Consider the following 19,272-nt stretch of genomic DNA (forward strand, 5'->3'; position numbering starts at 1 on the left):
GTCGAGACGTCAGGTGGATGCACGCTAACAGACCTCCCACCCCCCTCCGGCCCGCTCCGGGCCGACGATGACTACGCTGGTGGTGTCCGCTTCCGCTCCTGCAGGAGGTCTCCATGACCACGCTCTCCCTTCCCAGCACGTCGCTCGCCGACGGCACGGCCTTCCCGCTGATCGGTTTCGGGACCGGAGGTCTGAAGGGCCCCGACGGTGCCGAGGCCATCGCGACCGCGATCCGCGCCGGCTACCGGCTGCTGGACACCGCCGCCCAGTACGGCAACGAGACCGCCGTCGGCGAGGCGGTGCGCCGCAGCGGCGTCGACGTCGACGAGGTCCTGGTGACCACGAAGATCGCCGGTGACGACCAGGGGCGCGACGCGGCTCGCACCGGCTGCCTGGAGTCCCTGCGCCGGCTCGGCCTCGAGCGTGCCGCGCTCGTGCTGATCCACTGGCCCAACCCCTCTCGCGGCCTCGCGCTGGACACCTGGCGCACCCTGATCGACCTCAAGGAGGAGGGGAAGGCGCTGCACATCGGCGTCTCGAACTTCCGACCCGAGCAGATCCAGGAGCTCGTCGACGCCACCGGGGTGTGTCCCGAGGTCAACCAGATCCAGCTCTCCCCCGCCCTGCAGCGCCACGACGCGGTCGCCTTCCATCGCGAGCACGGGATCGTCACCGAGGCGTGGGGGCCGCTCGGTGGCCGCGACGGGCTGAGCGCCCAGTACGCGCTGCGGAAGGTGGCCGACAAGCACGGCGCCACCACCAGCCAGGTGACCCTGCGCTGGACCATCGACCAGGGCATCGTCGTGATCCCCAAGTCCGGCGATCCGCAGCGCCAGCTCGACAACGCCTCCCTGGACCACGTCGCGCTCGACGACGCCGACCGGGAGCTGCTCGCGACGCTGGACCTCGGCGAGGAGGCCGCCTGGGACTCGCGCGAGCACGAGGAGTGGTGACGGCGGGCGGGCGCGCCCGCTTCTGCCCCGGTGAGGAGCATGGGGAGATCGTGTTCCTCACCGGCTCCGGGCTCAGCGCCCGCACCGGGCTGGGCACCTTCCGCGGCCCGGACGGGCTGTGGGCCATGGAGCCGGAGACGGAGCAGGCGATGCATGCCGAGCTGCTGCCCGGCTCGCTGCCGATGCTGTGGTCGGTCTGGGGGCGCATGGCCCGGATCGCCCTGGACCACGGGCCGACGCCGGGGCACCGGGCGATCGCACGCCTCGGCGCCCCGGTGATCACCCAGAACATCGACGGTCTCCACCAGGCCGCCGGCAGCGAGGTCGTCGCCGAGCTGCACGGGAGCGCCCTGCGGGCCGTGTGCCTGGATCCGCAGTGCCGGTGGCGGGCCGTGGTGGATCCCGGTGCCGGGAGCCGCGCGGAGGATCACGGGGTCCCGTCGGCCTGCCCGGACTGCGGGGAGCCGACGCGGCCCGATGTCGTGCTGTTCGACGAGAACCTGCCCGCGGACGCGCTCGAGCTCGCGGTGCGGCTGGCACGGCGAGCCGACCTGTTCGTGGCCGTCGGGACCAGCGGCGTGGTCTTCCCCGCCGCCCGGCTCGCCCCGATGGCGAAGGCCCACGGGGCCACGACCGTGCTCATCGACATCGATCCGCCGCCGGACCCGTCCCTGCGGGCGGTCTTCGACCACATCATCGCCGAGGACGCCCACGAGGTGCTCCCGGACTGGGAGCGCACGCTGAACCAGATCGGTCGGAGCTCGTTCCTCGACCCGTTCTGATCCGGCGGACAGCTCAGATCCAGATCGCGGGATCCACCTGGTGCTCGGGGTGGGCGGCGCCGGTGCGCACCTTCGCCGGGACCCCGACCGCGGTGGCACCGTCCGGGACGTCCCGCACGACGACGGCATTGGCCCCGATCTGTGCGCCCTGCCCGATCACGACGGGTCCGATCACGCGGGCACCGGCCCCGATCGTCACGCCGTCCTCGACCGTGGGATGGCGCTTGGTGCGCTCCATGGAGCGCCCTCCGAGCGTGACCCCGTGATAGAGCATCACGTCATCGCCGACCTCGGAGGTCTCGCCGATGACGACGCCCATGCCGTGGTCGATGAAGAAGCGGCGGCCGATGGTCGCGCCGGGATGGATCTCGACCCCGGTGATCGACCGGGCGCCCTGCGAGATGATCCGCGCGGGCAACCGCGCTCCCCGCTCCCAGAGCCGATTGGTCACCCGATAGGTCCAGATCGCATGCAGCCCCGGGGAGGTCAGCACGAGCGAGAGGTCGTCGGTCGCTGCGGGGTCACGACGGCGCGCCGCCGCGACGTCCTCCCGGACGGTCCCGACGGCGCTCATCACACGGTCCGTGAGGCCCCGCGTCAGCGGCCGCAGGCCCCGTGACGAGCCCGACGACGAACCCTGCGACGGGTCCTGCCGCGGACTCGCCCGGCGGCGTCCCGAGGTGCTCAATCCGCGTACTCGGCGAACAGCGGGGTGGAGAGGTAGCGCTCGCCGAAGTCCGGGACGATGACCACGATGGTCTTCCCGGCGAACTCCTCGCGGGCACCGATGCGGGCGGCGGCCTCGATCGCGGCGCCGGAGGAGATGCCGACCAGGAGACCCTCGGTGCGGGCCACGTTGCGGGCACGCTCCATCGACGTCCCGGCGTCGATGTCGACGACCTCGTCGTAGACCTCGCGGTCCAGCACGCTGGGCACGAAGTTCGCGCCGAGGCCCTGGATCTTGTGGGGGCCGGGGGCGCCGCCGTTGAGGATCGCGGACTCCTGCGGCTCGACCGCGAAGACCTTCACCTCGCCCTTGCGCTCCTTGAGGACCTGGCCCACACCGGAGATCGTGCCACCGGTGCCGATGCCGGCGACCAGCGCGTCGACCGAGCCGTCGGTGTCCTTCCAGATCTCCTCGGCGGTGGTGCGACGGTGCACCTCGAGGTTGGCGGGGTTGTCGAACTGCTTGACCTGGACCGCGCCGTTCTCGGCGGCGATCTCCTGGGCCTTGTCCACGGCACCCTGCATGCCCTTGGCCGCCTCGGTGAGCACCAGCTCGGCGCCGAAGGCGCGCAGCAGCATGCGCCGCTCCTTGGACATGGACTCGGGCATCGTGAGGATGACCTTGTAGCCGCGGGAGCTGCCCACCATCGCCAGCGCGATGCCGGTGTTTCCGCTCGTGGCCTCGACGATGGTGCCGCCGGCCTGCAGCTCGCCGGACTTCTCGGCGGCGTCGATCATGGCTGCGCCGATGCGGTCCTTGACGGAGTTGGCGGGGTTGTAGAACTCGAGCTTGGCCAGCACGGTGGCCTTCACGTCCTCACCCAGGTGATTGAGCTTCACCAGCGGCGTGCCGCCGATCAGTTCGGAGACGTTCTCGTAGATAGCCATGTGTTCCTCCTCGATGGACGGGTCACTCACGACATGACCCAAAGGTGCGCTTGGATTGATCATAACCGTGCAGGGCGCCGCCGTGCGGGGACGCCCACCATCGGCGGACTCCCGGAGTCCTCCGGGCCGTCGCCGGCACGTTGCCGGCTCGAACTCCTCCAGGGTCCCACCGTTCCGACACGCGCGCATCGACCAACGTCGACGAGCTCGCGCGCATGCCCCCTCTAGTCTCGCCCCATGCCCTTCTCGACCGCCGACCCCGTCGCCGTCCAGCCAGCTCGCTCGCAGTCCGCGCCGACCCCGCTCGCCGCTCTCGCCCTCGCCGCGCTGGTGTCGCTGCTGTCTCTGCTCGTGATGCTCCCCGCCCCGGCGCTGGCCGAGACCCCGCGCTCGGTCTCCGTCACCGACACGGACACCACGGGCCACGTCGATCCCGAGATCCTCGAGAGCCGGCTCGCCGACGTCGACTTCCGCCGCCAGGTGGATCTCGCGGTGCTGGTCCTCGACATCACGGACTACGGTCTCGAGGAGTCCCAGGACACGGCGCTGAACGATGCCGTGCTCGCCCACGCGAAGGACGCCGCCCCCGAGCTGCTCGCCCCGGACGGCGACCACTGGGCCGATGGCACGGTGATCATCGCCCTCGACCCCGAGAACCGGTTCGTGGGCACCTACGCCGGGGAGGACGTGAAGCTCGACGAGGACGGCTTCGAGGCCGTGCAGGAGGCGATGCGTGATGACGCGGCCGACGGCGACTGGGAGGGCTCCCTCCAGGCAGGCGTCGAGGAGTACGCAGATCTGCTCGACCGCCCCTGGTGGCAGCATCCCGCGACGCTCGTGGTCGGCCTCGTCGCCCTCGGCGGCGCCGCCGTCACCGCCCTGTCGCTCGTCGGCCTGCGCCGCGCGGCGCGGCGACGCGTCGACGAATCCCTCCCCCGCCTGGACGACGTCCTGTCCAAGCGTCGCCTGACCGACGCCGCGGCGCGCACGCTGCCCACCGAGTCCGTCTACGCGCAGGCGGCGCTCGCCGACCACGAGACCTACCGCGAGAAGATCGAGGAGGCGACGCAGCTGTGTACGCAGCTCCCGACGCCGCAGGAACGCCGCTGGGCATGGGGGCTGAAGGGTCCGGAGCGCACACTGGCCCGGGACTTCGAGCAGGTCGTGACCTACCTCGACGACATCGATGACGACATCATCGGCACGAACGATCTGCTCCACCGCCTCGGCGACTGGCATGCCGCCTGGGAGCGCGAGCTGGCCCCGCTGCAGGACTCGATCGACTCGATCGACTCCGCGCTGGAGGACGGGGAGGACGTCTCCCCCGAGGAGGCCGCCGCCGCGGCGGACCTCCGCGAGATGGGCGGGGACGTCGCCCAGGAGATGCAGACGCTGACCACGCAGCTCGAGGCGGACCAGATCGCTCCCGACAGCGCCCTGCAGCGCCTGGACACCCTCACCACGGAGCTGTCCGCGGCGGTCGCCGCGCTGCAGCGCCTGCGGATCTCGCATCTCGCCGCCGACGACGACGAGGCCGAGGTGATGCGGGACGCCTCGTGGGACGCCGACCTGGAGCACGAGGATCAGGGCTACCGCTCGGTGCGCGGACGCCGCCATGCGCTGGATGCGGCGGCCTCCGGCTCCCCCGACGGCCAAGGGACCTTCTGGCACCTCAGCCCGCTGCTGTGGTACCGCACCTGGCACGACGAGGCCGACACCGATCTGGAGGCCCACCGGAATCCGTCGAGCTCGAGCGGGAGCACATCGGGCTACTCGGCGAGCTCGGGCGGCTTCTCCGGCGCGGGCAGCTCGAGCCGTTTCTGAGCAGTTCGTGAGGCGGTTCGAGAGGCAGTTCGTGATCTGCACGAGCCGGCGCAGAGGTGCCCCAGCTGGAACTGAACCGGTTCTGGTCTGCCGGTCAGGCGCTCAGTACACCATCCCCATGACCTCGCGCACGCGGGCGAGGGTCTTCTCGGCGACCTCGTTGGCCCGCTCGTTGCCCGCGCGGAGCACGGAGAAGAGGTGCTCGGGGTCCTGCTCGAGCTCACGGCGACGGGCTCGGATCGGCTCGAGGTGCTCGTTGAGCAGGTCGGCGGTCATGATCTTGAGGGTGCCGGAGCCCTTGTCGCCGATCTCCTCGGCGATCTCCTCCGGGGTGCGCCCCGCACACTGCGAGGCGATGGTCAGCAGGTTCGCGACCTCCGGGCGGTTCTCGGGATCGTAGGTGATCACGCGCTCGGAATCCGTCTTGGCCTTCTTGATCTTCTTGACGGTCTCGGCCTCGTCCATTCGCAGCATCACCGTGTTCCCGCGGGACTTGCTCATCTTGTGCTCGCCGTCCAGGCCCAGGATCGTGGGCGACTCGGAGAGCAGGGCACCGGGCTCAGTGAAGACCTGCTCGCCGCCGGCATAGCGCTCGTTGAAGCGGCGGGCGATGACGCGGGTCTGCTCGATGTGGGGCAGCTGGTCCCGGCCCACGGGCACCACGTTGCCGCCGCAGAACAGGATGTCCGCGGCCTGGTGGACGGGGTAGGTCAGCAGCAGGCCGCCCATGGCGGACTTCCCGGCCGCGGCGAGCTCCGCCTTCACGGTGGGGTTGCGCTCGAGCTCCGGCTGGGTGACCAGCGACAGGAACGGCAGCATCAGCTGGTTCAGGGCCGGCACGGCGGAGTGCGCGAAGAAGGTCGAGCGCTCCGGGTCCAGGCCCACGGCGAGGTAGTCGGTCAGCAGCTCGCGCACGGAGCCCTTGATGTCACCCACGACGTCGCGATCGGTGATCACCTGGTAGTCGGCGACCAGCACCCAGCTCTCGACACCGGCGTCCTGCAGCCGCACGCGGTTGCGCAGGGAGCCGAAGTAATGGCCGATGTGCAGGGCCCCGGTGGGACGGTCGCCGGTGAGCATGCGCAGACCCGAGGGATCCGTCTCGATCCTGGACCAGAGCGCATCGCTGCGGCGCTGGGACGTGTCATAGCTGCTGGGGGCGAGGGTCTCATCGTTCACCCCACCATGCTAGCCGCCTGCGGGGCCTCAGCCTGCGCGTCCCTAGCCTGCGCATCCCAAGCCTGCGCGTCCCTAGCCGGCAGAGCCCTCCGGTGCGGCCGCGGTGGAACCGCGCACGATCAGCTGGGGCCGTACGACGACCTCGGTCCGTGCGGGCCGACGGGACTCCTCGCCGCCGCCGAGCGCGGCGCGCACCGCGGCGCGGGCGATGGAGTTCACCGCCTGGCGCACCGTGGTCAGGGGCGGATCGGTGAGCCCCGCCCAGAAGACGTCGTCGTAGCCGACCACGGAGATGTCCTCCGGGACGGACAGCCCGTGCGAGCGCACGCCCTCGAGCGCCCCGGCGGCCATCACGTCGGACCCGCAGACGATCGCGGTGACGTCATGGGCGATGAGGTCTCGCGCCGCCTCGTACCCGCCGGCGTAGGAGAAGTCGGTGAAGGAGACCGGCCACTCCCCCTCGAGCGAGGAGGTGGCGACCTCCTCGAAGACGCCGAGCTTGGAGCGCACCGGCCAGGTGTGCTCATCGCCCATGGCGAGGCCGATGCGCCGATGCCCGAGATCCTGCAGATGGGTGAGGGTCAGCCGCATCGCGTGCTCGTCGTCCGTCGAGAGGAACGCGGCATCGAGATCGTCCCGCACCCCGTTGATGAGCACGAGCGGAGTGCCGGCCGCCGTGATCTCGCGGTAGTGCTCGATCGGACCACGCTGCTGCGCATGGTGCCCGGAGACGACGATGATCGCGTCCACACCGCTGTGCAAGAAGCGCTGCAAGATCTCGCACTCCCGTTCCACGGTGCGGGCCCGCAGGCCCACCAGAGCCGACGCCCCGCGCTCGAACAGCTCGGCCTCGAGCCGCTCCACCCAGGCGGAGAACACCTGGTTGTCGAGGTCCGGGACGAGCACGCCGACCAGAGGGCCCGACGAGAGCGCACGCGGGCCCAGCTCACGACCCAGCTGCCGCGCGGCCTCCAGGACCGTTCCGCGTGTGGCCTCGTTGACGCCGGCTTTGCCGTTGAGCACACGGGAGACCGTCGCCTCGCTGACCCCGGCGCTCCGGGCGATGTCGATGAGTCGTGTCATGGCACGCATCCTTCCAGAGAGTGAGCGGGGTGAGCACCCGACAGCCGGAGGGCGAGCGGAGCGACCACCCTCGTCCGTAGCCGAATCGATACCTGCAAGTTCTTGCGTATTCTTGCATACGGCGGGCGTTCCGTCCTACTGTGACTCCATCGAGCACCGCCACCGAGAGCCGGTCGCTCCACGATTCAAAGGAGAAGACGTGCAGATCCGTCGACAGAGTTTCCTCGCCCTCAGCGGCGTCGCCGCCGGCACCACCCTGCTCGCCGCCTGCGGCGGCGGCGACGAGACCGGCGGCGGTGGTGCGAGCGACGCGGGCGGCGCCTCGGATGCCGGCGGCGCCGAGGCGGGTGCGGCCCCGGCTCGGGCCGACGCCGACCTCGTGATCTGGACCGACGAGGAGAAGGCCGTCTCCCTCGAGGAGCCCGCCGCCACGTGGGGCAAGGCCAACGACCTCACCGTCGCGGTGCAGATCGTCGCTGACGACCTCCAGGGCAACTTCGTCACCGCAAACCAGGCGGGCAATGGCCCCGACATGATCCTCGCGGCCCATGACTGGATCGGGAACCTGGTGCAGAACGGCTCCATCTCCCCCGTGCAGCTGCCGGGCAGCGCGACCGAGGACATCGCCCCCATCGGGATCGAGGCCGTGACCTACGACGGCCAGACCTACGGCGTGCCGTACGCGGTGGAGACCCTGGTGCTGTTCGCCAACAAGGCCCTGACCGATGTGCCTGAGCCGAAGACCGTCGAGGAGATGGTCGAGGCGGCCACGGCCGGCGGCGCCGACAACGTGCTCGCGCTCCCCGTGGGCGAGCAGGGCGACGCCTACCACATGGAGGCCTTCTACACCTCTGCCGGCGGCTATCTCTTCGGCAAGGACTCCGAGGGCAACCTCGACCCCTCCGACGTCGGCGTGGGCCAGGAGGGCTCGATCACCGCCGGCGAGAAGATCAAGGAGCTCGGCGAGAGCGGCGTGCTGTCCACCTCCATCACCGGCGACAACGCGATCTCCCTGTTCACCGACGGCAAGGCGGCGTACCTGGTCTCCGGGCCCTGGGCGCTCGAGGACATCCGCACCGCGGAGATCGACTACTCGATGAGCGCGGTCCCCGGCTTCGAGGGCCTGGATCCGGCTGCCCCCTTCGCCGGCGTCAACGCCTTCTACGTCGCCGCCGGCGGCAAGAACCCGGCCTTCGCGCAGCAGTTCGCGACCGCCGTGGCGTCCTCGCCGGACATCGTCGAGCAGATGTTCCCCAAGAACGAGCTGCCGCCGGTGAACCTCGAGCTGCAGAAGAAGCTCGCCACGGACTTCCCCGAGATCGTGAAGATCGCGGAGCTCGCCGCCCAGGGCGATCCGATGCCCGCCATCCCGGAGATGGCCGCCATCTGGCAGCCGCTGGGCCAGGCACAGGCGAACATCGTCGGCGGCGCCGACCCGGAGTCCACGATGGTCTCCGCCGGCGAGGAGATCACCAGCCAGATCAGCGGCTGATCCCGACGCCGTGGGCGGGGTCGGCGCACACGCGCCGCACCCCGCCGCGGCTCTGCTCTGCTCTGCCCTGCCCTGCCCTGCCCTACCCTGCCCTGCCCGAACCCTGTTCGGATCCTGCCCTACCCGACCCTGTCCGGCCCCTGTTCGGTCTCGGCTCGGTCCCTCTCCCTCGCCCTGATCCCCGAAAGGCAGCGTCGCCATGTCCTCCACCCACGCGCCTGCGCATCGAGAGCGCACCACCACGATCCCCGCGATCGTGGTGCGAGTGCTGTTCCTCGGTGCCGTGCTCGCCGTGGCCGCCTTCACCGTGCCGCTCATGATCGAGCTGAAGCAGTGGATGTGGCTGAGCGTCATGATCCTGGCCGCGATCGCGATCTTCGTCCTGTACTCGACGAAGCGCTTCGTGCCCGGCAAGTACCTCTTCCCGGGGACCTTCTTCCTCGTGGTCTTCCTGATCACCCCGATCATCCTCACGATCGGGTACTCCTTCACGAACTTCGGCGACGGCACGCGCGGCTCGAAGGAGCAGGCGGTCGACTCGATCGTCGCGAACTCCGTGCAGCAGACCGAGGACTCCACCTGGTACAACCTGGCCGTCGCCACCCAGGGAGACCCCGTCGAGGGCCCCTTCACCCTCTTCCTCGTGGACCCCGAGACCGGCACGATCTATCGGGGCGACGAGACCGCGCCGGTGCAGGAGGTCCCCGCCGACGAGGTCACAGTGACCTCGGGCTTCGTCACCGAGGCCGCGGGCTACACGATCCTCGACGCGCGCGAGGTGAACACCGCCTATGACGCGCTGCAGGCCCTCGCCGTCCCCATCTCGGACACCTCCGCGGTGCGCGTCCAGGGCGCGAACCAGGCCTTCGAGGGCACCACGGTGCTCAGCTACGACGAGTCCACCGACACCCTCACCAACTCCCAGACCGATGAGGAGTTCACCGTCGGGAAGGTCGGGGACTCCGAGTACTTCGTCGATGCGGACGGCAAGCGTGCCTTCAGCCAGTCCTGGCTGCAGAACGTCGGGGGAAGCAACTACGAGCGACTGTTCACCAACGCCGGCATCGCGAAGCAGTTCGGCGCCGCCTTCGTATGGACCCTGATCTTCGCCCTCGGGTCGGTGCTGCTGACTTTCGTGGTGGGCTTCGCCCTCGCCCTGGTGCTCAACGACGAGCGAATGCGCGGACGCCGCCTCTACCGCTCCGTGCTGCTGATGCCCTACGCGGTCCCCGGATTCATCTCCCTGCTGGTGTGGTCGAACTTCTACAACCGCGACTTCGGCCTGATCAACGAGACGCTGGGACTGCACCTGGACTGGATGGGCGACCCCACCCTCGCCAAGGCCGCCGTGCTGCTGACGAACCTGTGGATGGGCTTCCCCTACATGTTCATCGTCTCCACCGGTGCCCTGCAGGCGATCCCGAACGACGTCACCGAGGCCGCCCGCATGGACGGCGCCAGCCGGCTGCAGACCACGCTGAAGGTGGTGACCCCGCTGCTCATGGTCGCGGTGGCCCCGCTGCTGGTGGCGTCCTTCGCCTTCAACTTCAACAACTTCAACGCCATCCAGCTGCTCACCGAGGGCGGGCCGTTCCTCCCGGGTGAGTACACCCGTGGCGGGACCGACATCCTGATCTCGATGATCTACCGCATCGCCTTCGGCGGATCCGGGGCCGACTTCGGCTTCGCCTCGGCGGTCTCCGTCGCCCTGTTCGCGCTCACCGGCGTGCTCGCGGCGATCCAGTTCCGGTTCACCAACGTCCTCGAAGACGTCAACTGAGAGGGGACCTGCGATGAGCACCTCCACCACACCCCGCCTCCCCGTCGCGCCCGGCACCTCTGTCGCCGTCCCGCGCCGGATGTCCCCCCGCCGATGGATGGCCGAGATCGGCTGGCGCCATCTGATCGGCCTCGCGGCCATGGCCTTCGCCGTCTTCCCGATCCTGTTCGTGGTCTCCGCCTCGCTGAACCCGCTGGGGACCGTGTCCTCTTCGGGGCTGCTGCCCAAGGCGTTCAGCCTGGTCCACTACGAGGCGCTGATCAGCGGATCCCGCGGCCCGTTCCTGCAGTGGTACCTCAACACCCTCGTCGTGTGCGGCGTGGTCGCCGTGACCCAGGTGTTCCTGTCCACGCTCGCGGCCTATGTGTTCAGCCGCTTCCGCTTCGCGGGCCGTCGGATCGGTCTGCTGTCCCTGCTGCTGGTAATGATGTTCCCGGCCATCCTCGCGATGATCGCCGTGTACACGATGATCTCGGACCTCGGGCAGATCGTCCCTGTCCTGGGGCTGAACTCCCTTCCGGGCTACATCGTGGTGCTCCTCGGCGGCTCGCTGGGACAGGTCTGGCTGATCAAGGGTTTCTTCGACACCGTGCCCAAGGAGCTCGACGAGGCCGCGATCATCGACGGCTGCAGCCACTGGCAGGTCTTCACGAAGATCCTGCTGCCCACGCTCACCCCGATCCTCGCCACCACCGTGCTGCTCGCCCTGGTGGGTGTGCTCAGCGAGTTCCTGCTCGGCTCGATCTTCCTGACCGCCGACGACAAGAAGACGCTCGCGGTGGGCCTGTACGGCCTGCTCCAGGGGGACCGGTCGAACAACCTGGGCGTCTTCGCCGCCGGGTCCGTGATGATCATGATCCCGGTGATCATCCTGTACCAGTTCCTCCAGCGCTACATCGTCGGCGGCTCCACCGCCGGCGCCGTGAAGGGGTGATCCCCTCTCCATGACGTCCCCTCGCCACCCTGATCCCGCCGGGTCCGTCGGCCCCGCAGCGTCCGTCGGCCCCGCAGGTTCCGTCGGCCCCGACGACTCCGGGGTGCCGCTGCCCGAGCAGCCCCACCACGACGGCGGACCGCTCCACGTCCCGGTCCGGCCCCGCCGGATCGGGGACGAGATCCTGCTGCGGGTGTGGGTGCCGGACTCCTATCCGGTCGCCGACCTCGCTCTGCGCACGGTGGCCGACGGGGAGATCCGCACCGCGCAGCTCTCCCTTGCCGCGCGGGAGGCGACCGGCGCCTGGTGGGAGACGACGCTGAGGGTCGTCAACCCCGTGGGGGTCTATCGCTTCTGCGTGCTCGCCGCGGACGGCGCCGTCACCGCGTCGGGCGCTCCCGCCCCCTCCTATGCCTGGCTCACCGCGGCCGGGCTGGTGCCCTGGGACGTGTCCGACGCGACCGACTTCCGGCTCGTCGCCCAGGAGACCGCCCCGGGCTGGGTGGACGATGCGATCGTCTACCAAGTCTTCCCCGATCGCTTCTCCCGCAGCGCCGCGATGCCGGTGGATGGTCACGGCCGTCCTGCTCCGGAGCACCTCCCGGAGTGGGCGATCCCGATGGCCTGGGAGGACGAGCCCGCGGTGCAGGGAGTCGTCACCGGGCAGCAGTTCTACGGCGGCGACCTCGACGGGGTGATCGACCGGCTGGACCACATCGCCTCCCTCGGCGCGGACACCGTCTATCTCACCCCCGTGTTCCCGGCGGGGTCGGTGCACCGCTACGACGCCTCGACCTTCGACGCCGTGGATCCGCTGCTGGGCGGGGACGAGGCCCTGGTCCGGCTCTCCGCGGCGCTCCATGGCCGCGGGATGCGACTCGTGCTGGACCTGACCACGAACCACACCGGCGACACCCACGAATGGTTCCGCGCCGCCCAGGCCGATCCGGACTCCCCCGAAGCCGGCTTCTACCTCTTCGACGAGCACCCTGAGCAGTACGCCTGCTGGCTCGACGTACCGACCCTGCCCAAGCTCGACCAGCGCAGCGAGGTGCTCCGCGAGCGGCTCACCCGCGGGGCGCGCAGCGTCGTCGGCAGATACCTCGCCGGCCCCGTCCTCGCCGACGGCTGGCGGATCGACGTGGCGAACATGACCGGCCGCCACGGAGAGGTGGACCTCACCCACGAGGTGGCGCGGGAGATCCGCTCCACCCAGCGCGAGGTCGCTGCCGTGACCGGCCGGGACACCTGGCTGATCGCCGAGCACGGCCACGACGCCACCGGCGATCTCGCGGGCGACGGCTGGCACGGCACCATGAACTACGCGGGCTTCACCCGCCCCCTGTGGGCGTGGCTCGCCAACCCGGGCAGCGAGCTCAACTGGCTCGGCCTGCCCATGACGCTGCCTCGCCTGAGCGGCACCGCCATCTCCCGCACCCTGCGCGACTACAACGCGCAGCTGTCCTGGGAAGCGCGCAGCCATTCCCAGAACCAGCTCTCGAGCCACGACACGCCGCGCACCCGCACGGTCGTCGGCTCCCGGGGCCGACAGCTCACGGCGATCGCCGCCCTCGCGTCCCTGCCCGGGGTCCCGACCCTCTTCGCCGGGGACGAGCTGGGGGCCGTCGGCACCACCGGCGAGCACTCCCGCACGCCGATGCCGTGGCCCGCGATCGACGAGACCGACGGTGAGGGCGGGGGCGACGGTGAGGGCGGGGCCGACGGTGAGGGCGGGGCCGACAGCGAGCGCGTCGACCTCGCGATCCTCGCGGCGACCCGCGCCCTGCTGGGCCTGCGCCGGCGTGAGGCGGCCCTGCGCCGCGGTGGCCTGCGCTGGTTGCACATCGGCACCGACGCCCTGATCTTCGCCCGGACCCACCCGGAGGGGGATGTGATCGTGCATCTCGCGCGGGACGCCCATGCGGAGCTCACGCTCGACCTCGCCGCCCTCCCGGGCGTGCCGGTCGATCCTGCTGGCTCTGCCGGCTCCGTCGGACCTGCTGGCGCTGCTGGACCTGCTCACGCTGCCGGACCGGCTGATGCTGTCTGCTCTGCCGAGATGCTCCACCACGAAGGCGGCGCCCGCGCCCGTCTGCTGGGGCACTCCCTGATTTTCTCTGCCACGGGTGCCGGTGCGACGCTGGTCAAGATCGCCCGCGCCGCCTCTGACGTCCATCACCGCTGACGTCCATCGCCCCTGACACCCACCACCCCTGGCACTGACTGCCCCTGAACCCCGCCGCCCCCTCGGAGCGCCTGCCCCCGCAGCGCCCGAACGGGATACGGCAGCCCGAAGCACCCGTACACCACCCTCGGAAGGACCTGCATGACCTCCCCGATCTCGACCTCCGCCCCCAGCGCGACCACCTCCTCGACCGGTGAGGCGGTGACCGCCCAGTGGTGGCGCGACGCCGTCGTCTACCAGGTGTATCCCCGCTCCTTCGCCGACGCGGACGGCGACGGCATGGGCGACCTCCCCGGAGTCACCGCGCACCTCCCCTACCTGCGCGACCTCGGCGTCGATGCGATCTGGCTCTCGCCCTTCTACACCTCCCCGCAGCACGACGGCGGCTACGACGTCGCCGACTACACCGACGTCGACCCCCGCTTCGGATCCCTGGCCGACGCCGACGAGATGATCGCCCGCGCCCACGAGCTGGGCCTGAAGGTCATCGTCGACATCGTGCCCAACCACTCCTCGAGCGAGCACGTGCTCTTCCAGGAGGCGCTGGCCGCCGCCCCCGGCTCCCCCGAACGGGACCTGTACATGTTCGCCGAGGGCCGGGGCGTAAGCGGCGAGCTGCCCCCGAACAACTGGACCTCGATCTTCCACGGCCCCGCCTGGACCCGGATCACCGAGGCGGACGGCACACCCGGCCAGTGGTACCTGCACATCTTCGACACCAGCCAGCCCGACTGGAACTGGAAGAACCCGCGCGTGCACGAGCTCATGCAGGACGTGCTGCGGTTCTGGCTGGACCGCGGGGCCGACGGCTTCCGGGTGGACGTCGCCCACGGCATGGTCAAGCCCGAGGGCCTGCCAGACGCGACCGTGAACGCCGAAGGCCTGATCGACATCCCCGAGGGCGAGGTGCCCGTCTACTTCGACAACGACGGCGTGCTGGACATCTACCGCGAGTGGCGCCCGATCCTCGACTCCTACGAGGGTGACCGGATGATGGTGCTCGAGGCGTGGATCCCGGAGCACCGCCTGCCGCTGTACATCGGCGACGAGAAGGCGCACCAGTCCTTCAACTTCGGCTTCCTCCAGGCCCGCTGGGGCGTGGAGACGATGCGCGCCGCGATCGAGAAGCCCCTGGCCCTCGCCGATGCGGTGGGCTCACCCACCACCTGGGTGCTCTCGAACCACGACGTGATCCGCCACGCCTCCCGCTACGGCTTCGCCCCGGACCACCGCTTCGGCGAGGGCCTGGCCCGCGATGAGGTGCCCGATGCCGAGCTGGGACTGCGTCGGGCCCGTGCCGCGACCCTGCTCATGCTCTCCCTCCCCGGTTCCGCCTACCTGTACCAGGGCGAGGAGCTGGGGCTGCCGGAGGTGAGCGACATCCCCGATGAGCTGCGCGAGGACCCCGCGCATCTGCGTGCCGGTGTGCCCGGTCGCGACGGCTGCCGCGTGCCACTGCCGTGGGTCCAGGATGCCCCGGCCTACGGGTTCTCCTCGACCGGCGAGAGCTGGCTTCCGCAGCCCGCGGAGTTCGGTCCGCTCGCGGTCGACCAGCAGCTCGGGGTGGATGGCTCCGTGCTGGAGATGTACCGCTCGGCGCTGCACCTGCGCCGGAAGCTGCAGCTGGGGGTCCAGAGCGAGGCCGCCGGCGTGGTCTTCGCGCAGACGGCGCCCGACGGGGTGCTGGTCCTCGATCGCGGTGATCTCCGGGTCGTCGTCAACACGACGTCCGCCCCGGTCCCGCTGGCCGAGGTCACCGATGACCAGGGCTACGAGGTGCTGCTGCGCTCGGTTCCCACCGGCCCTGACGGTGCGGAGCAGGTCGCCGCGGACAGCGCCCTCTGGATGCGCCTGACGCGCTGACGCAGAGCCGGCGCCGACACGGTCGGCGTCGGCCTCCGGGGGTGGTTCTCGCCATTAGGATGGTCGATATGTCAGCACCTGAGACGCCCTCTCCCCGTCCCACCGCGTCCGACCTCGGGCCGTCGTCGAGCTCGGAGAGCTTCGACCTGGTCCTGCTGGGGTCCGGGCTCGGCGTCTACACCCTCGCCCGCGCCTTCCACGAGGAGTACGGCGTGGTGGCGACGGTGCTCACGAAGGTGGGCATCGAGCCGATGCGCCGCTCGGTCACCTGCGAGGTCATCGAGCTCGGAGGCTCCGCGAGCGACGAGGATCTGGTCGCCGCCGCCGTCGAGCTCGCGCGCGAGCGCGGCGGGGTGCGGCCCCAGCTGCTGCTGGCCAATGCTGATTCCCTGGTGCAGCTGATGAGCGATCATCGCGAGCAGCTGGAGCCGCACTTCGTCATGCCGATCCTCGAGGCCGATGTGCTCGAGCGCCTCTCGGACAAGGCGGAGTTCGCCCGGCTGTGCACCGAGCACGGGGTGGCGACCCCGCGCACGGAGGTCATCGATCTGGGGACGCCCCGGGACGCGGACTGGCAGCCCCCGCGCACCGAGCTGCCCTTCCCCGTGGTGATGAAGGCGGCCCGCACCGCGGACATGGCCGGGGTGCGCTTCGAGGGCAAGAAGAAGGTGTGGGTCCTCGAGACCCCGCAGGAGCTGGACGATTTGGTGCGGGCGATCGCTGCGGCCGGGTACGCCGGTCGCCTCGTCGTCCAGGAGCTGATCCCCGGCGACGACACCGCCGAGGGCTCGATCACCGCCTACACCGATGCCGCCGGGCGGGTGACGCTCCTGTGCTCGGCCCGGGTGCTGCTGGGCGAGCACACGCCCGACGCGCTGGGCCGACCCGCCGCGATGATCACCCTCCCCTTCGACGACGCCCTCGACCAGGCGCGCCGTCTGCTCGAGGCGACGGGCTACCGGGGCTACGCGAACTTCGACGTGAAGCGCGATCCCCGCGACGGGACCTGGAAGTTCTTCGAGGTGAACCCGCGCATCGGGCGCAACAACTTCTACGTCTCCAGTGCGGGGGCGAACGTGTCCCGCTTCGTGGTGGCCGACGCGATCGAGCACCGCCTTCTCGAACCGGTCACCGAGTTCGACGAGATCCTCTACTCCCTGGTCCCGATGCCGCTGCTGATGCGCTACCTGCGCGATCCGGCGCTGAAGCGCTGGGTGCGCACCGTCGCCCGGCGCGGGGTGCGCAATCCGTGGACCTATCCCGCAGACGGCAGCTGGGCGCGCCGCTACGCACGGATCGTCGGGCTGAACCACGTGCGCAAGTTCCTGCGCCATTATCCGCGGCCGACGGATTCGGGCTTCTGATCCGCGCTTCTCCACCAGTCCGCGCTTCTCCACCAGTCGCCGCGGGGCGCCGACGAGTCACCGGAAGAGCTCGGTGAGCTCCTTGCCGGCCTGCCGCACCGTGATCCGGGCGAGCTCGGTCAGGGAGTCGACCAGGCGGGCATCGCCGCGATATCCGTGCTGGTCGTAGACGACGGACAGCTCGGTGCAGCCGAGCACGGCGACGCCGGCCCCCTGCGCGAGCACCCGCTCGATGCAGGATTCGAAGAGGTCCAGATCCACCGGCATCCCGGCTTTGACCTGCCCGTAGATGAGGTGGTTGATGTCCTCCTGCACCGCATGGTCGGGGACCAGAGGCGTGCCGCCGTGGGCGAGGATCGCCTCCTGGTACACCCGAGCGTGGATGTTGCCCTCGGTCGCGAACACCGCGATGGGCGCCGTGCCCGCTCTCTCGACAGCGGCCTGAGCGGTGGTCTCGACGATGCTCAGCAGAGGGATCGTCGTGGCCGATTCCACCTGGCGTGCGTAGTGATGGGCCGTGTTGCACGGCAGGACGAGCATGTCCACCCCGGCGCGCTGGAGCATGACGGCATCGCGGAGGATCACGGGTCCGGGATCGGTGGCGTCGGGGTCGAGGATCGCCGCGGTCCGATCCGGGGTCGAGGAGTGCTGGGAGACCAGCAGGTCCACGTGCTCCTGGTCGCTGCGGGCCACGGTGGCGCGGATCAGCACGTCCAGGAACACCGAGGTGGCCGCGGGCCCGAGACCGCCCAGGACCCCGACGACCGGGCCGGGCCAGGTGGTCGGGTCGAGCCGACCGCCGAGCTCGTCCTCGGCGGCGCCATGCGCCGTCCCGCCGGCGGCCGGCTCCGTGCCGTTCACGCCCGCTCCCCCGGCGCCGTCCGGGGGCGGCGGCGCAACAGACGGCTGAACCGGTCACCGCCCTCGGGTCGGTAGTAGCGCTGGAACTTGAGCACCGAGTTCAGCCCGGCGGCCAGGACGTACCGCCGCCGGGAGAGGGAGTCGTCCACACCGGGATAGTGCAGGGGATTGCCCACCCGGGCTCGCAGCGCCCGGCGCAGCCGGGCCTTGGCCTCGGGGAGGGTGGTGTACCGCTTCACCAGGGAGATCGGGACGACGGCGTAGAGCACCTCGGGCTGATCCTGGAGGATGCCGTCCTCCCCGACCCCGGAGCCTGGCCCATGCTCGGGGAGGGCGTGCCGCAGATGCTCGTCGACGTACCAGGTCACGGGGTTGTGACCACCGGCGGTCACGTAGTAGTTCGAACGCCCCAGGCGGGGATTGAGCTCGAAGAATCTGGTGCGGCCGTCGCGGCGGTCGTACTTGAGGTCGAAGTTGGCGTAGCCGGTCCAGCCGAGCCGCTCGCACAGACGCTGCGCCTGGGCCACCATCTCCCGGTCGACCCCGGTGATGATCGCCGCCGGGTTCCCGATCGCGCCCGGTGCATGCTCCTCCAGCAGCGTGTGGCCGTAGGAGGCGAAGCGGACACGGGAATCGGCGTCGCAGTAGACGGTGAGGATCCGCATGTACTGGTCATCCCCGGGGATGCGGTCCTGGACGATGATCGACTCGCGGTACCCGGCCCCGCGGATGGCGGTCAGCAGCGCCCGCAGGTCCTCGGGCGAGTCGACGGTGTGGACCTTGTTCTTCCCCGGGAAGTCGATGCGCTTCCATTCGGAGACCTCGGCCGGCTTGGCGATTACCGGGAACTCGAAGGGCACCTCGAGATCGCCGGGGACCTCCTGGGCGAGATCGACCACCACCGTGCCCGGGTGGTCCACCTCGAGATCCTGGCAGAGCTTCGTGAAGTTCTGCTTCTCGGTGGCGGCGGCGAAGGTCTCCAGGTCGACGTACGGGGCGATGTATCGAGGATCCAGGCCGATCTCGTCGCGGATCCGGATGATGGGCTTGACGGTCGCGTCGGCCGATCCGAGCAGCAGGAGGGGTCGGCCCGGATGCGCATCGGCGACCTCCTGCAGCACGGGGGCCAGCGTCTCCGGATCGAACGGGTCCTGGCACTGCACGTTGTCGATGAGGGAGGAGGTCCCCACGACCCAGCCCGCCAGGCGGGAAATCGCCACGGTGCGGACCCCGTACGCCTCATGGAAGGCGCGCGCGAGGGAATAGGCGCCGATGTCCCCACCGACGACGACAGGCGTGAATTCGACGACGGGCGCGTCAGTGGCGTTCTCAGGCATGCCCGCAGTCTAGCGACGCCC

The 19,272-nt window shown here is 70.5% G+C and carries 15 protein-coding genes; 9 read left to right on the forward strand and 6 right to left on the reverse strand.

Annotated features, from left to right (window positions below; all coding sequences use genetic code 11):
* Positions 1-113: 113 nt before the first annotated feature.
* Together ACT3T5_RS15005 and ACT3T5_RS15010 are read left to right on the forward strand one after the other, a co-directional pair.
* Positions 114-953, forward strand: a complete 840-nt coding sequence (locus ACT3T5_RS15005) for an aldo/keto reductase (protein ID WP_444579123.1) — start codon at positions 114-116, stop codon at positions 951-953.
* Positions 950-1,735 carry an SIR2 family NAD-dependent protein deacylase gene (locus tag ACT3T5_RS15010; RefSeq protein WP_444579122.1) on the forward strand — a complete coding sequence of 262 codons (786 nt, stop codon included), beginning with the start codon at positions 950-952 and terminating at the stop codon, positions 1,733-1,735. The genes ACT3T5_RS15005 and ACT3T5_RS15010 overlap by 4 nt, the downstream gene beginning before the upstream one ends.
* Positions 1,736-1,748: 13 nt before the next feature.
* On the opposite strand, the gene epsC is transcribed toward ACT3T5_RS15010, so the two are convergent.
* Both epsC and cysK read right to left on the reverse strand, forming a co-directional pair.
* The gene (epsC, locus tag ACT3T5_RS15015; RefSeq protein WP_444579121.1) at positions 1,749-2,309 is read right to left on the reverse strand and encodes a serine O-acetyltransferase EpsC; all 561 of its coding nucleotides are present in this window, start codon (positions 2,307-2,309) and stop codon (positions 1,749-1,751) included.
* 110 nt (positions 2,310-2,419) lie between these two features.
* On the reverse strand, positions 2,420-3,349 hold the full coding sequence (gene cysK, locus ACT3T5_RS15020; RefSeq protein ID WP_343921883.1) for a cysteine synthase A: 930 nt from the start codon (positions 3,347-3,349) through the stop codon (positions 2,420-2,422).
* 237 nt (positions 3,350-3,586) lie between these two features.
* On the opposite strand from cysK, the gene ACT3T5_RS15025 reads away from it, so the two are divergent.
* Entirely contained in the window at positions 3,587-5,173 is a 1,587-nt protein-coding gene (locus ACT3T5_RS15025; protein ID WP_444594777.1) for a DUF5129 domain-containing protein, read from the forward strand.
* A 102-nt stretch (positions 5,174-5,275) separates the two neighbouring features.
* Here the strand turns inward: ACT3T5_RS15025 and trpS are convergent, their stop codons facing one another.
* Complete coding sequence (gene trpS / locus ACT3T5_RS15030; RefSeq protein WP_444579117.1) at positions 5,276-6,352, reverse strand: tryptophan--tRNA ligase; 1,077 nt, start codon at positions 6,350-6,352, stop codon at positions 5,276-5,278.
* A 72-nt stretch (positions 6,353-6,424) separates the two neighbouring features.
* The gene (locus ACT3T5_RS15035; RefSeq protein WP_444594778.1) at positions 6,425-7,435 is read right to left on the reverse strand and encodes a LacI family DNA-binding transcriptional regulator; all 1,011 of its coding nucleotides are present in this window, start codon (positions 7,433-7,435) and stop codon (positions 6,425-6,427) included.
* A gap of 199 nt (positions 7,436-7,634) precedes the next feature.
* On the opposite strand from ACT3T5_RS15035, the gene ACT3T5_RS15040 reads away from it, so the two are divergent.
* From ACT3T5_RS15040 to ACT3T5_RS15065, 6 genes are all read left to right on the forward strand, one after another.
* A complete protein-coding gene (locus ACT3T5_RS15040; RefSeq protein WP_444594779.1) occupies positions 7,635-8,927 on the forward strand; it encodes a sugar ABC transporter substrate-binding protein in 1,293 nt (430 codons plus the stop codon).
* Positions 8,928-9,126: 199 nt separating this feature from the next.
* The gene (locus tag ACT3T5_RS15045) at positions 9,127-10,707 is read left to right on the forward strand and encodes an ABC transporter permease subunit (RefSeq protein ID WP_343921878.1); all 1,581 of its coding nucleotides are present in this window, start codon (positions 9,127-9,129) and stop codon (positions 10,705-10,707) included.
* A 13-nt stretch (positions 10,708-10,720) separates the two neighbouring features.
* Entirely contained in the window at positions 10,721-11,641 is a 921-nt protein-coding gene (locus tag ACT3T5_RS15050) for a sugar ABC transporter permease (RefSeq protein WP_443343768.1), read from the forward strand.
* 10 nt (positions 11,642-11,651) lie between these two features.
* Positions 11,652-13,826, forward strand: a complete 2,175-nt coding sequence (locus tag ACT3T5_RS15055; RefSeq protein ID WP_444594780.1) for a glycoside hydrolase family 13 protein — start codon at positions 11,652-11,654, stop codon at positions 13,824-13,826.
* 141 nt (positions 13,827-13,967) lie between these two features.
* Complete coding sequence (locus tag ACT3T5_RS15060) at positions 13,968-15,689, forward strand: glycoside hydrolase family 13 protein (RefSeq protein WP_444594781.1); 1,722 nt, start codon at positions 13,968-13,970, stop codon at positions 15,687-15,689.
* Between the two features lie 68 nt (positions 15,690-15,757).
* Positions 15,758-17,053 carry a carboxylate--amine ligase gene (locus tag ACT3T5_RS15065; RefSeq protein WP_444594782.1) on the forward strand — a complete coding sequence of 432 codons (1,296 nt, stop codon included), beginning with the start codon at positions 15,758-15,760 and terminating at the stop codon, positions 17,051-17,053.
* Positions 17,054-17,110: 57 nt separating this feature from the next.
* On the opposite strand, the gene ACT3T5_RS15070 is transcribed toward ACT3T5_RS15065, so the two are convergent.
* Positions 17,111-17,914: an aspartate/glutamate racemase family protein gene (locus tag ACT3T5_RS15070; RefSeq protein WP_193118615.1), complete on the reverse strand. Its 804-nt coding sequence runs from the start codon at positions 17,912-17,914 to the stop codon at positions 17,111-17,113.
* On the reverse strand, positions 17,911-19,251 hold the full coding sequence (locus ACT3T5_RS15075; protein WP_193118614.1) for a carboxylate--amine ligase: 1,341 nt from the start codon (positions 19,249-19,251) through the stop codon (positions 17,911-17,913). Before ACT3T5_RS15075 ends, ACT3T5_RS15070 begins: the two co-directional genes overlap by 4 nt.
* Positions 19,252-19,272: the final 21 nt, after the last annotated feature.

It is taken from the genome of Brachybacterium sp. AOP3-A1-3 (genome assembly GCF_052378285.1).
Lineage (GTDB): Bacteria > Actinomycetota > Actinomycetes > Actinomycetales > Dermabacteraceae > Brachybacterium.

Coding starts and splice junctions, on each gene's coding strand:
- ACT3T5_RS15055 (WP_444594780.1), top strand. CDS start 11,652: ATGACGTCCCCTCGCCACCCTGATCCCGCCGGGTCCGTCGGCCCCGCA.
- ACT3T5_RS15025 (WP_444594777.1), top strand. CDS start 3,587: ATGCCCTTCTCGACCGCCGACCCCGTCGCCGTCCAGCCAGCTCGCTCG.
- ACT3T5_RS15045 (WP_343921878.1), top strand. CDS start 9,127: ATGTCCTCCACCCACGCGCCTGCGCATCGAGAGCGCACCACCACGATC.
- ACT3T5_RS15060 (WP_444594781.1), top strand. CDS start 13,968: ATGACCTCCCCGATCTCGACCTCCGCCCCCAGCGCGACCACCTCCTCG.
- ACT3T5_RS15075 (WP_193118614.1), bottom strand. CDS start 19,251: ATGCCTGAGAACGCCACTGACGCGCCCGTCGTCGAATTCACGCCTGTC.
- epsC (WP_444579121.1), bottom strand. CDS start 2,309: ATGAGCGCCGTCGGGACCGTCCGGGAGGACGTCGCGGCGGCGCGCCGT.
- cysK (WP_343921883.1), bottom strand. CDS start 3,349: ATGGCTATCTACGAGAACGTCTCCGAACTGATCGGCGGCACGCCGCTG.
- ACT3T5_RS15005 (WP_444579123.1), top strand. CDS start 114: ATGACCACGCTCTCCCTTCCCAGCACGTCGCTCGCCGACGGCACGGCC.
- ACT3T5_RS15050 (WP_443343768.1), top strand. CDS start 10,721: ATGAGCACCTCCACCACACCCCGCCTCCCCGTCGCGCCCGGCACCTCT.
- ACT3T5_RS15035 (WP_444594778.1), bottom strand. CDS start 7,435: ATGACACGACTCATCGACATCGCCCGGAGCGCCGGGGTCAGCGAGGCG.
- ACT3T5_RS15065 (WP_444594782.1), top strand. CDS start 15,758: ATGTCAGCACCTGAGACGCCCTCTCCCCGTCCCACCGCGTCCGACCTC.